Source organism: Paenibacillus plantiphilus, from assembly GCF_927798095.1.
In the GTDB taxonomy this organism is placed as follows: Bacteria; Bacillota; Bacilli; order Paenibacillales; family Paenibacillaceae; genus Paenibacillus_Z; species Paenibacillus_Z plantiphilus.
On record NZ_CAKMMF010000004.1, the window covers coordinates 104,516 to 118,124 of the forward strand.

9 protein-coding genes and 1 riboswitch are annotated in these 13,609 nt (G+C 53.8%); of the genes, 1 reads left to right on the forward strand and 8 read right to left on the reverse strand.

Features of this window, described 5'->3' with window-relative positions:
* Positions 1–29 precede the first annotated feature (29 nt).
* The 3 genes from L6H65_RS04385 to L6H65_RS04395 are packed head-to-tail and all read right to left on the reverse strand — an operon-like array spanning position 30 to position 2,867.
* On the reverse strand, positions 30–827 hold the full coding sequence (locus tag L6H65_RS04385; RefSeq protein WP_236339228.1) for a heme ABC transporter ATP-binding protein: 798 nt from the start codon (positions 825–827) through the stop codon (positions 30–32).
* Positions 824–1,864, reverse strand: a complete 1,041-nt coding sequence (locus L6H65_RS04390) for a FecCD family ABC transporter permease (RefSeq protein WP_236339229.1) — start codon at positions 1,862–1,864, stop codon at positions 824–826. Before L6H65_RS04390 ends, L6H65_RS04385 begins: the two co-directional genes overlap by 4 nt.
* A 1-nt stretch (position 1,865) precedes the next feature.
* Positions 1,866–2,867 (reverse strand): ABC transporter substrate-binding protein, encoded by a 1,002-nt coding sequence (locus tag L6H65_RS04395; RefSeq protein WP_236339231.1) that lies wholly within the window; start codon positions 2,865–2,867, stop codon positions 1,866–1,868.
* A gap of 186 nt (positions 2,868–3,053) precedes the next feature.
* A riboswitch (cobalamin riboswitch) is annotated at positions 3,054–3,285 on the reverse strand.
* A gap of 193 nt (positions 3,286–3,478) precedes the next feature.
* Here L6H65_RS04395 and L6H65_RS04400 point away from each other — a divergent pair.
* Complete coding sequence (locus L6H65_RS04400) at positions 3,479–3,910, forward strand: FixH family protein (RefSeq protein WP_236339232.1); 432 nt, start codon at positions 3,479–3,481, stop codon at positions 3,908–3,910.
* 473 nt (positions 3,911–4,383) lie between these two features.
* On the opposite strand, the gene L6H65_RS04405 is transcribed toward L6H65_RS04400, so the two are convergent.
* The 5 genes from L6H65_RS04405 to L6H65_RS04425 form a co-directional block, all read right to left on the reverse strand.
* On the reverse strand, positions 4,384–5,064 hold the full coding sequence (locus L6H65_RS04405; RefSeq protein WP_236339234.1) for a sulfite exporter TauE/SafE family protein: 681 nt from the start codon (positions 5,062–5,064) through the stop codon (positions 4,384–4,386).
* The gene (locus L6H65_RS04410; protein WP_236339236.1) at positions 5,064–7,283 is read right to left on the reverse strand and encodes a heavy metal translocating P-type ATPase; all 2,220 of its coding nucleotides are present in this window, start codon (positions 7,281–7,283) and stop codon (positions 5,064–5,066) included. Before L6H65_RS04410 ends, L6H65_RS04405 begins: the two co-directional genes overlap by 1 nt.
* 696 nt (positions 7,284–7,979) lie before the next feature.
* Entirely contained in the window at positions 7,980–8,291 is a 312-nt protein-coding gene (locus tag L6H65_RS04415; protein WP_236339237.1) for a rhodanese-like domain-containing protein, read from the reverse strand.
* 342 nt (positions 8,292–8,633) lie between these two features.
* A complete protein-coding gene (locus L6H65_RS04420; RefSeq protein WP_236339238.1) occupies positions 8,634–11,606 on the reverse strand; it encodes a VWA domain-containing protein in 2,973 nt (990 codons plus the stop codon).
* Positions 11,590–13,599: a vWA domain-containing protein gene (locus tag L6H65_RS04425; RefSeq protein WP_236339239.1), complete on the reverse strand. Its 2,010-nt coding sequence runs from the start codon at positions 13,597–13,599 to the stop codon at positions 11,590–11,592. Before L6H65_RS04425 ends, L6H65_RS04420 begins: the two co-directional genes overlap by 17 nt.
* Between the last annotated feature and the right edge of the window lie 10 nt (positions 13,600–13,609).

Below are 13,609 nucleotides of genomic sequence, written 5' to 3' on the forward strand. Positions count from 1 at the left end.
TCTCTTCTTCAATTCTCTTCCTATATGAATCAAATATAATAACTATCAGCAGGTTGACCGGGCTGCAGCAAGAGCTGCGGCACTCCCGTTGCTGGATGCGGCAGAACAACAGCTCTCGCTCCGAATACACGCTGGATCAGCTCCGGCACAACGACCTTTGCCGGTGGACCAAATGCATCCACACGGCCCTCATGCAAGACGAGCAGCTCGTCACAATAATGCGCAGCCAGATTCAAATCATGCAGTACCGCTACGACAGTCATGCTCTTCTCCCGCTGCCAGCTCTTGACGGTATCCAGCAGCTGAACCTGATAGCCGATATCCAGATAGGTCGTCGGCTCATCAAGCAGCAGCAGCTTCGGCTCCTGCACCATAACCTTGGCAAGCGCGACCCGCTGCCTCTCCCCGCCGCTAAGCTCGTCGATGCGGCGATCCTGCAGCTCCGACAGCCCCATCGCAGCCAGAGCATCATCAATAAGCGCGTCAACATTCCGTTTCTCCTCGCCTAACCAGTTTTGAAACGGAAATCGGCCCATCATAATAACTTCCCTTACCGTAAATCCTGTCGCGCCCAGCCCGCCCTGCTGCAGCACTGCCAGCCATTTGGCCAGCTCTTTGCGGCCATAAGCGCCAGCAGATTTCCCTTCCAGCGTTACCTCGCCTGAGGTTGGCGAATCGACACCTGACAATAGTCGGATGAGCGTTGATTTGCCAACGCCGTTCGGCCCAATGATCCCATACATTCGCCCCTCTTCCATAGAGAAGCTGATCTCCTTCAGAATCGTTCTGTCTCCGATTTTCTTAACTACACTCTGCGCCTCGATCATGATGGCGAACCTCCCTGCAGCACCTTGCGCCGATAGAGCAAGTATGCGAAGAATGGAGCGCCAATTAGAGCTGTTATGACGCCTAACGATATTTCCTTTGGACTAAGCGCCATTCTCGCAAGCGTATCGGCCCACAGCAGATAGATGCCCCCGCCAATGGCCGACAATGGAATGAGCAGGCGATAATCCGGACCGACCATTAGCCGGAGCATATGCGGAACAACGAGTCCGACAAACCCGACAACGCCGGAGATAGAAACCGCTACAGCTGTCAGCAATGTTGCCGTTATAAGGACGATCAGCTTCGTGCGCTCGACATGAATGCCCATATGCGCCGCATGGCGTTCACCGAAGACGAATAGATTAAGCGGCTGCGCATACCGCAGCAAGATCGGAAAGCCGACCAGGAGGAACGGCAGCACAACCCCCGCATGATCCCAGCCGCGAGCGCTCAGGCTGCCCAGCAGCCAGAACATAATCTCATTCACGACTCCCTGTGACAATGAGACCATGAAGGTTACGAATGCGCCGAGAAAAGCTTGCACAATGACGCCCGAGAGGATCAGCGTCTCGATATTCATGACACCGCGAGCTCGTGCGAGCGCAAATACGATGACCAGCGCACCGATTCCCGTCACAAAAGCGACTACCGGCACAGACCATATTCCGATAACCGTCTGAAAGCCGAATAGAATGAGAAAAGCCGCTCCGACTGAACAGCCGGAAGCGACGCCTAACGTAAATGGATCAGCAAGCGGGTTGCGAAGCACGCCTTGGAACCCTGCTCCCGCCAGAGACAAACAAGCCCCGACTAGAACGGCCAGCAGGACACGGGACAATCTTAGCTCCGTCACAATTGCGATAGAGCTGGGGTCCCACTTGCCCTCGCCGCCGTCCATCCATGGCAGCTGATGAATAAGAATTCCCCACACATCGCTCAGCGGCAAGCCCGACGATCCAATGGACAAACTTATAATAATAGATGCGGCAAGGAGGAGCAAGGCTGCTCCTCCATACATAAAAAGTTTAAGTTTCATCTTATTTGACAAGATCAGGATGCAGCTTCTTCGCAACCTCTAGCAGACCGTCTGCCAGACGCGGACCTACACGAACAAGCGGATCTTGTGCCACCTCGAACAGTTTATTGTTTTTTCTGGCGTTGATCGTATCCCAGCCCGGACGGCTCTCAATCTCCGTCAGAATCGGATTAGCTTCGCCTTCATTCACGATCATTGACGCATAGATGATCACATCTGGATTCGTCTTAATGACCTGCTCAGGATCAATCTGGTACCAGCTTGGCTGATCCGCGATGTTGATGCCGCCGGCAATTGTCAGCAGCTCATCGAGAAATTCACCCTTCCCAACCGTGTAGCCGGGGGAAAATTCAAGATATACCTTCGGCTTCGGCGCATCCTTGATCGCTTCAGTCACCTCTGCGCGAACATCCTGCATATGCTTGGCAACTTCATCAGCCTGCTCTGATTTATTCATAATAACGCCGACCTGCTTGATCTTCTCAATGACCGCATCATAGCTCTTCGGGTCTGTCGCATACACATTCAGCTTCAATTCACGAAGCTTCGCGATGACGGGAGCGTTCATGGTGGAGGAAGCAAGCACAAGATCTGGCTTCAGACCGACAATGGCTTCAATATTCGCTTCCATGCCGCCGATGCGCGTTTTGGCAGCCGCATCCTCTGGATAATTGGAATAATCATCAACACCGACGACAGCATCACCTGCGCCGATCGCGTACACAATTTCCGTCTCGCTTGGAACGAGCGTCACAATTCGCTGAGGCGCTTGCTCGAAAGCAAGCTCTGTGCCCGTAGCATCCGTAAGCTTCAGCGGGTATACCGTGCCCGTAGGGACACTGGCGTTATTATCCGACTTGGCGTCTCCCGCCGTTGTCGGTTCTTCAACATTCGTCTTCGGCTCTTCCTTGACATTCTCTTTGTTCCCGCAAGCTGCTGTTGCAAGCAGCATAGCCGCCAATAGCAGCAGCATGCCTATTTTCAACCACTTCAATTGTTTCATCCCTACCAATCACTCCTAATTATACTGAATATTGAAACGCAAAAAAAGCACTTCCGACTACCATGTCAGAAATGCTTCAAGTTCCTAAGAACAACGGCCTTATATAGAATCGCTTCCTCGGCGAATGCCGAATCCTTAATCGAGTTCCATCAGCCAATCTCCAACACCTCCCCAACTCCACGTAGGTAGCGTTCACCAAAACAGGCAGGTCTCCTGACTTGGAGCATCCGCAACCATCGTCTTCCCGAAGAGCTTCGCTTCAGTGACATGCGATTGTTGCATTTGTCGAATAGACCGATGAAGCAGCTCTCAGCTGCCAGCACTCCAATCGACGCTCCTTACAGTGGCGGGTCCGTGCCGGTATTGCACCGGTCTTCCCTATTAAGCCAAAATAACGATCCATTATAAGAATGGAAAATCCTTATTTCAACACCTGTTTCTACATCTATTCAATTATGCAAGTGTAACTATATCATCCCCTTTTCTCATTGTCCACATAAAAATCCGCAATTGTCGGGTCTTTTGTTCTTCCTGACCGCATACCTGTAGAGAGTGGTTTTTTGTTGCGCTGGCGTGTTTGTACGGTCATTGAGAACAGGAGGAGAAGTTCAATGAATAGCAGAAAAAGGCTGACTACCGCGAGCACGACGGCTTTATTGGCCGCAGCGGCTGTAATTGCCGTCATACGTGCCCAGGCTGGAGCGGCTGAAGCAATACCTGCGGTCGTCACACAGACGGTCGAAGGAATGAATGCGCAAATTAAGCTAGGGACCTACCCTGCTAAAATATTGCAAAATAACGCATTCACAGTCACCTTGACAGACCATGCCGGCCTGCCCGTGCGCGATTCCAAGCTCGATGTCGTTCTCTCTATGCCCGGCATGATTTGCGGTGATGCTGCGTTTGATTTGAAGGAAGTAGCGCCAGGCGTGTATGAAGGAGAAGTAATTCCGCTTATGGCGGGAATGTGGGAAGCGAAGGTAACCGCTGAATCGACTGATGGAAGCACTACATTCAGCCGAAAGGTGAAGGCGGATCACTAGCTGGCGTCGGGCGCTGTACATGGACAGCGGTTTGAACAAGCCAGTTGGCAGCCATCACTCGCCGTCACACCATATGCAGAGAGCCGCATGAGCGCAGCTGCGTGTGGGGAGCCGCGAGCGGAGCCACGCGAGGGAATCGCGTGAGCGGAATCACGTGAGTGGAGTCGCGTGAGCGGAATCGCGTGAGTGGAGCCGCGCGAGGGGAATCACGTGAGTGGAATCGCGTGAGCGGAATCACGTGAGCGGAATCGCGTGAGTGGAGCCACGCGAGGGGAATCGCGTGAGCGGAGTCGCGTGAGGGGAATCACGTGAGTGGAATCGCGTGAGCGGAATCACGTGAGTGGAATCGCGTGAGCGGAATCGCGTGAGTGGAGCCGCGCGAGGGGAATCACGTGAGCGGAGTCGCACAAGGGAAGCCGCGCCGTGGGAGCTGCTTGAACGGAGCGCGCGAGGTGCAGAAACCGCTGTGTTAATTACCACAGCCACGGAGAGAGGCTTGGCACGATATCATTCGCTGCCAGGCCTCTCATTATGGCAAGCAGGCCCACAAGCACAGCCGCTATCGTGCCGGCTTGCCGCATTATTTTGCGCCAGCGTTTATTGACGCGCCCGATGAACAGAGCGACAACCAAGAGCGCCGGCAAGGTTGCCACTCCGAATACCGCCATAATGGCCGCCCCCTCCCACGCGGAGCCGGAGGCGGCCGCATTCATTTGCATGGCATAAGTCAATCCGCACGGGAGAAACCCGAATGACAATCCCGTAGCTGCGATATGAATGGCATCCCCCTCCTTTTCCCGCGACTTCCGAGGCTTCAAGCTGCGGTACAAAAAGTCTGTCCATCTGTGCAGAAACGGCAGCTGGAACCGCCGCCATAACCACAGCAGCACGAATAGCCCGCCAATAATAGAGGCGAGCCCCTGCAGCCCTGCTATTTTGCCGGCAATTTCTACGAATGAGCCTACAGTCCCCATGACAGCCCCCAGCACACTGTAAGACACAATCCTGCCCAAGTTATAGTACAGGATGGATTCCAAAGCAGTAGCCTTCGATTGAAGCGTAACGGCAGATACAATTCCACCGCACATGGCAATACAGTGAGGCGCGCTGAAAAGACCCGTTAATGCGATCAATCCCCATTCCGGTCCCTCCATTACCTCGCCTCCCGCCGCTCAACTGCCCGTCTGAGCTGACCATTCAAACGGATCGCATTGCCTACGACCGATAGCGAGCTGAGCGCCATCGCTGTTCCTGCCATCCAAGGCAACAGCCCTCCGACCGCTGCGAACGGAATAATAATCGCGTTATACAGGAAAGCAAAGGCCAAATTCTGACGAATATTGCGCAGCGTCAGCCGGCTAATGAGCAGCGCCTCGACGATGCCGGTAAGTCTCGCCCGCACAAGCGTTAGCTGCCCCGCCTGAAGAGCAGCTTCCGTACCGCCGCCCATCGCGAAGCTCACATCTGCAGCTGCCAGAGCAGGCGCATCATTCCAGCCGTCACCGGCCATTCCAACCATATGGCCCTTCTTCTGCAGGCTGCGGACCAGCGCCGCCTTCTGCTCCGGCAGCATGGAATCATATACTTCAACAACGCCAGCTGCTCTGGCTGTATGCACTGCTGCAGCAGAATGGTCGCCTGTCGCGAGAAGGACAGACACCCCCGCAGCTTGAAGCGCCGCTACCGCTTCTTTGGACGATCTCTTTAACGAATCTGCGAACGCGAATGCCCCCCGGCATTCCCCATCGATCGCAAGATATAAGACTGTCTCCCCTTCGGACTCCTTGCGGGCAGCAAACAGCTGCTCTGCACGACCAGGCTCCCAGCCTTGTCCAGTCCCGTATCGGATGTTGCCGATACCGATGTGTTTGCCTTCAACAATTGCTTCTACTCCTATGCCGGGGCTTGAGTGAAACTGCACAGCTGACGGAACTACAATTCCTGCGAGCCTTGCCGCTTCCATTATAGCTCCTGCGAACGGATGCTGTGAGCCCGCTTCAACCGCAGCCGCAGCACGCAGGAGCGCATTAACCGCGCCGGAAGAAGCCGTCATTTCGGTTAATGACGGCTTCCCTTCTGTCAATGTGCCCGTCTTATCGAGTACGATCATATCCATTTGCGCCAGCCGTTCCAGAGCGCCTGCTTCTCTTAGCACAATGCCGCGACGGGCCAGTCTGCCGGAAGCCAGCACGAGCGAGATCGGCGCTGCCAGCCCAAGCGCGCAAGGACAGGCGGCAAGCAGCACAGCCAGGGCATGTACAGCAGCCGTACCTGCATCGCCAGGCTTCAATACAATTAGCCATAGCAGCAGCGTACTGAGCGACAGCACGATCATAACGGGCACGAATATCGCGGCAAGCCGGTCGACCTTGCGACCGATCGACGATTTGGTTGATTGCGCTTGACGTGTCAAAGCAGCGATGCGGCTCAGCAGCGTGTCCCCCTGAAGCGCTTCAACACGTATTCGCAGCTCCCCATCACCATGTACGCAAGTACCGGCAAAGACACGGTCGCCGGCAGTTTTTACAATCGGCATACTTTCGCCTGACAAGAAGGATTCGTCTATCAAGGCATGACCTGCAATAATGCATCCATCCGCCGGAATCGGGCATCCCGCCTCTGCGATGATCTGCTCGCCAATGTGCACATGCCGGAGCGGCACACGCAGCCGGCTGCCGCTCCGCACCACAACCGCTTCGCGGGCTTGCATGGCGGCATAGCCGTCATTCTCACGCATAACCCGTTCCGATGCGGCAGTTTCCAGCAGCTTGCCAAGCAGCACGGCAGAGATCACGACCGCAGACGTTTCAAAATAAAGCGGCATGCCCGCCATCATCGCATAATAGCTGTAACCAAAGGCTGCTGATGTGCCAATCGCAATAAGGACATCCATATTCGCACTTCTCTCTCGAAGCGCATAATAAGCACGAAAATAAAACGGCTTGCCGATAAAAAATTGCACAATCGCCGCCAAACCAAATTGCAGCAGCGGTTCCTGCAGCAGCAGCGGAACCGGCACACCGCGAAGCCATGTATAATGATGAGCCATCGCCCATAACAGCGGCAGCGTCAGCAGCGCAGATAGCACAAAACGGGCAAGCAGCGAGCCTATTTCATTATGCGCGCTGTTGTCAGACCCTCCGAGGGGCGAAGCTTGAAAGCCAAGCTTGCCGATCGCATCAACAATGCCGCTAGTCGTAACGACATCCGGCGCATAACGAATATTTGCCGACCTTGCTGCATAATGAACCGAAATGCCGGACACACCTTCAAGCCGTCCAACAGCCCTCTCGATTCTAGCAGCGCAGGCCGTACAGCTCATTCCCCCGATACGCAGATCAAGCTCAACCGCACCACCCCGTACATCCCCCACCCTCATCCCTCCTGCCATCAACTTGCCTTCGCTCGTCTGCAATAGCTTTAAAATCACTATATGGCAGAACAGGTTTATCCATGATAAGTTAATTGGATTCCTGTACAAGAGCATGCAGAAGTTTATTAATAAATACGTGTGCAGGTACAGATACGTGTATGGATCGGCCTTATGAAGCAAACCATCTTTCGTTTCGAACAACACTTCGAGGCAGCGCTCTTTTAAATCAACGAAATCAAGCACAAATAAAGGCTGTCCCATAGTAGGTTACTACTAATGAGACAGCCTTGACGCTTTACCGACCCAAGGTCGCTCAGCTCGCTTTTTCCCTGCCTAATAAAGTTATCCGTGAAACATCCTGTACAAACTCTCAGGTCTGCTGGCTTCAACAGTCGCTTACATCCTCGTTACTGCAAAAATACTGCAAAAATAACGAGAACGTATACATTCAAGTCCATTAACTGCAAAAGTGCAGCAATACGATCCTCGAAAACGTTAATAACTCATCTGCTGGCAGTATTTGATGTAGTTTTGCAGCAACTTAGCTAAATCCGGCTATTTTTGGGTTCAGGAACTGTATTTTCGCAGTAAAGCACTGGAGCTTCTCAAAATTCCAATGGGAATCTCAATTGTAAAAGTCGATTCTGAGATGCTTTTTACCCTTAGCATGACGAGTTTGCCACCACCCGCATAAAACTAGTCGCCTGTCGCCACTTCACCGGGCCAACTAAGCATACCGCCAACCATATTAATGACCTCATATCCTTGAGCGGATAAATAATCGCATGCCTTGCCGCTTCTGTTGCCGCTGCGGCACACCATATAGAAAGGCTCCTCCAGCGCGCTTAATTCACCGACTCTTTCTACAAATTCAGATAGCGGAATGTGACGAGCTTCTGCAATATGGCCTGACTGCCACTCGTCCAGCTCCCGCACATCAATCACACTCAGCTTCTCACCCTCGCGAAGGCGGGTTTCCAATTCCGTTGCTGTTATTTCACCGTTCATGAATCAACATCCCCTTTAAATTCAGCTCGATTTCATCCTACTATATTGCATTGTACAGTTGCATAATGAGCATGTCCAGCTTGAGCGTTTCATGCGAAATATATGAACGATGTTTATGCGATACTTGAGCGATTCTATGTGACATACATGAACGATGCTTATGCGCTGCTTGAGCTACGCTTGTGCGATTCACGATCGATACTTGAACCAGTCAAAGCAATTTTCGAACAATCCACGAGCAGTATTCGAACAATCCACGAGCAGTATTGGAACCATTCACGAGCAATGAACAACCCACGAGCAAGAAACGATGGAAAGGAGCCTCTGGCGTAGGAAGCAGCTTTAGCGGCGTGTCCGGTTTTTGGCAGCGAGCAGTCGGTTGATGGTTGTGCCGGTTTCACCAGAATCTGCTGGCTTGGAGCCAGACGCAGCTGCAGTGGAATCTGCGGGAGCTTGTTTGCGCTCGTCACCAGCTGCTCTGTCAGACCGTTCTGCCACAGGAGGTTTCCCCTTCAATACGACGCTACCGTCGGATCTTGGCTCCCTATGAGCAGCATTGCCGCTAGTTCCGCTTCGCGTGTCAGCACCGTGGCCATTCAATGACCCCTTTCCTCTGCCGTAAAAGGAATCCACACGACCTTTGCGTTTCTGCAGCCTTGAAACGGATGCGGCTCCTTCCGGCCTCGGAGATCGGGGCTGACTCCATAGCCGTTGTCTCAACAATCCGACAGCCGAAGCGATGCTCGACCATTGTATAGACACCCGCCTGATTGCAATATCAGCCAGCCATAGCAAAAGTGCGGCAATCAGCAGCAGCCGTGTGACATCTATAAACTCGCGGCTGCTTATCGGGTCAGTACGGAAGACTTCCGCAGCATTGTCCACTGCCAGCACCCGGCCTCCGGTCAGCGCCGCGAGCTGCTCCAGCTTGACAGTGCCATCGCCCTTGGCAATTCGGTACTCCTGCGAGTAGGGGATGACGAATCCGGCAAGCATTCCTTCATCCTCATTATCTTGAGCTTGCTCGCCACCGACTGCTCGCGGAGCAATTCGGGCGACATAAGCACCGGGTCCCGCCGCTGGAAGATGAACCTCGAATTCTCCTGGCGAGGTAGGGATTGCAGATAATTGCTGAGTCGCTCCTTTTTCGTCTGTCACATCGACCTTTAGTCCAGCCGAGCCGCTTCTATCAGAGCCTTCACTTGTTATTTGCAATCTCGCTTCACTGCCTTCTACTGAGGCCGTTACTTCATACGGATCAGCAGCAAACTGCGGGAAGGTCCATTTCACCCATTTCGTGAACAGCTCGGAAAATTTGGACCACTCCACCCAATCACGGGACCATTTGCCTGTCAAATCGCTCGTCCAGGCCACAGAACGGCCAGATCCGTACTGCCAGCGCGCAAGCAGCGGATCGCCATCCGGGGACAGCAAAATCGTTTCTGCCGTTTCTTTAGCCGTTGTCGCGACATATGCTTGAATCTCCGGCACGCCGCTTTCCAAGTCTGCCGCCCAATTTCCAGCTCGACCTAATGCCGGTATGAACGGTTGGTTGACAATGTACGTCCGTGACATAAGCACCGCCTCCCTGCTGAAAATAGCAGGAAGCGTGCTCTCATCATTCGTGAAATAGTAGCGTCCTTTGGCCCCTTCCGCAAGCGCGCGCAGCAGATTCGTATCCGCCCCGTTGCCAATCGCAACGGACGAGAGCGTAATCTGATTGTCTGTCATCGATTGCGTCAATGAGCTGTACCCCGGATTGCTCGCAGATTGCCCATCCGTAAGCAGAATGATATGCTTGCGCTCCGTGTTCACTTCCAGCATTGCTCTGTACGCCATATCAAGCGAGGAATAGATTTCTGTACCGCCGTCTGCATGTATGCCTAGAATGTCGCTGATAACCGTCTCCTTGTCATCCAGCCTCGTAGGATCGACAACCCACCATGGCTTATTGTCAAAGGCAAGCACACCGACGGTATCCTGCTCTCTCATCAGCTCAACCGTACGCATCGCCGCTTCCTTTGCAAGCTCAATGTTCGCACCGCCCATGCTTCCCGATTTGTCAATGACGAGAATAAGTCCAAGGGACGGGAGCTGCCGTTTTCCTTTGAGCTCCATATAGACCGGAAGCGCTCGTTCCACTGGTGTCTTGAAATAGCCGCCCAGCCCGTAGCTGTCCTCGCCGCCAATCTTGACGAGCCCGATGCCGTAGTCAGAAACTGCCTTGCTCAGCCATTCCATTGGTTTAGCAGCAATTCTAGTTGCAGGGATATTGTTCAGTACAATGCTGTCGTATCGCGCATAATCTGCCAGCTCTTGGGGCAGCTGCTCCGGCTGAATGATTTCGGTCCGAATATGAGACGCTTCAAGGGCAGCAACAATATTGCCCGAATCATCCGGCTTGCCTTCAACTACGAGTACTGTCGGCGGCCCGTTCACGCGACTATATGCATAGCCGCTATTGTTCTCGGCCTGCTCGTCTCCTGCGGCAAACAGTTCTGCCCGATAGCGGTGAAAGCCTGTTCCAGAGGCAATGCTTTGCAGCATAAAACGGTTTTCGCCCCGTTCCAATGTTACGGACTGCTTCACCAGCTCCGTATTGTCTTCGTACAAGCGCAATTCCGCTTCACCGGCAAAGGTGCTTGCAACTGTGATCTCGAACGTGAATTTCTCGGCTTGCTTCAATGATTTCGGAACATCCAGCCGCTCAATCGCAGCATCCTTGCGCTCTGGCGGTGCAATCGGGAGGACATCAACAACGATGCCTCTATGCTGCAATAGACGTCCTTGTCTCATGAGATTGCCCACATTCTCCTCGCCGTCGGAAAGAAGCACGATCCTGCCGCCTTCCTCTCCGAGCATGCCCGATGCAAGCTGAAGACCATGTGAAAGATGGCTGTAATTCGGATTAATCGTCGTCCGGAATGGTAGCGAAGCCTCCGTCCTTTCCGTTCCCGAACCAGCGGAGAGCGACCGCTCCACCAAGGCATCCAGGCCAAGGGATACAACAGCAGAACGGTCCTCCTGATCCTTGCCCCTGACCGCTTCGCCGATCCAGCCTCCAAGCGCTTTGTCCGCCTGAAGACTGGCTGAACGGTCAGCTACAAATACAATATCCCGCTGGGATTGAATCCAATAAGGGCTCAAGCCAGAAGCAACCATTATAATAAGCAGCATAGTCAGTGCGCGTACTCCAATAGCGGTATGCTTGCGCGCGCCGGTCAAACGCAGTGTTGAACGGTACATCCACCACAGCATGCCGACCCAGGGCAGAAGCAGCAGCAGAAACCAAGGATGCTCAAATTGCACGCCCACGACTGAACACCCCCCATTCCATAAGCATGACAACAACCAGCAGCAGCGCAATCCATCGGATAAGCGAATCCGCATCCTGCGAGCCTGTGCTCTTCGTCTGCGCAGCCGCCGATCCGCTCTCGCCTTCCCATCCATCGGAGGTGAAGACGAGCGGCGCTTCATCCAGCCCCATCGAGAACTCGCGTTGATCCCCAATAACAGCCGCATATCGAGTTGCAATGGTTTGCTGCTTCACATCCTGCTCGACGAAGCGGTACAGGCCGGGAATATTCGGTACCGTTTGGGACGAAGCTAACCCATCCTCGCCTTGCTCAGCCTCCAGCTTTCCAGCAGCGCTTGCGTAATTCTCCAATCCTGGCGTGGGCTCGACCAGCTCCCACAATGCACTTACGGCCCCGCCAGCATAATCAATATCAAGCGAAGACCCTGAAGACACTTGACCAAGCTGCTGCATTCCGCCCCCGCTCATCCACTGTGCCGCCTGTGCGGCCAATATTGGAAACTCCGGACGAAGCGGAAGATCAGAATGATGCAGATCAAACGTAAACAGCAGCATCGGCCTGCCGTCCTCCTTGCCCGCATAAACCGCAGCATATCCGCCATATTTGACGATAGGCTCTCCCCAATTCACGGCATCCGTCTGCACGAGCTTCGCAATATGCGTATCTTCAAAGGACAAGAAGCGAGTTACCGCATGCTCTGTAATTTCCACCCTGTTATGCTGAGGCTCTACGACTCTTGATTTACTTGAGGGGGCGCTACTTGCGTCCTCCATCCGCCAAATTGGCTTGCTGTCAATAAGCTGCTGCCATTCTGGAGCTGACAGCTCCTCTTCGGGAATGCTGTCAAGCACAATCCAGTCGACAGCATCTGTAGTATTCTGTTGCGGTTCAAATGCAGCAGGATCTACTACGATCGTCTCAATCCCCGCCAACTGCAATGCCTTGTCAAGAAAGAGATTGCCCTTCGTCACCAGCAATGCAGTCGTCTCCTTGGAGGATGCCGAGAAGCGATACAAGACATTGTCTGCTGCATAGATGTCCTCCGCGCCTTCCAGCTGAGCCTTGTATACACCCGCAATCGGCAAATTATCGACCGTCACGCTCTCCCACGCTCCTGGCGCGACATGAACCGATGCGTCCCCAACTGGCCGCTCGTTGCGATCCACATAGATACCGGCTTTTATCTCCACAGGCTTGTCGCCGTCATTGCGCAGCGTCACAACCGCAATCGCTTGATCCGGCTGTGCAGGGTCAGCTTTAACACCGAATGCAGCTACCGCCAGATTAGCTTTCTCCACACCGTTCACCTTCACGATCTCCATCGGCGACTGAATGGACAGACCTCTGGCGGCGGCAGCATCTGGCCAGCTTCCATCCGTGATTAGAACGATGGTCCCCTTCATTCTGGCCTCATCATCCCGAAGCAGCGCATCAGCCATCGAGACCGCTGCCGCCCCGTCCACCTCGCCGAAGGTCGGCGTCATTTCAGTTACCGCCTTCTCAAGCTTGTCCTTATTCCGCTCACGCAGCGAGACAATCTGAGGATCCCGTCCTGTCGCTATCACTGTGACTTCCGCATCGCTTCCTGCCCCCTCCTCTAGCCACTGAAGCGCGGCTGACTGCGCCGCCTCGAATTTGGACATTCCCCGCGTTTGCATGCCGCTGGCGCTATTCGGCTCCGCCAATCCTGTCATGCTGGCCGACCGGTCCAGTACGAGAACATAATGTCCACTCTTTCCAGATGTTTTCCATATACCAGGGTTCATCAGAGCCAGTACCAATAGAGCAGCTGCGAGCAGCTGGAGCAAGAGCAGCAGCGATCTTCTGAGCTTCTGCCAAGGCCGATTCGCTTCCTGTTCCTTAAGTGCCCGGTTCCAGAGCAAGTGACTGGATATTTCCGTATCGATATACGTTCGCTTGAGCATGTACAGAAGAACAATAACCGGCAGCGACAATGCAAACCAAAGCGACGTCAGCGATTGGAAAAACATGCCTCAGCCC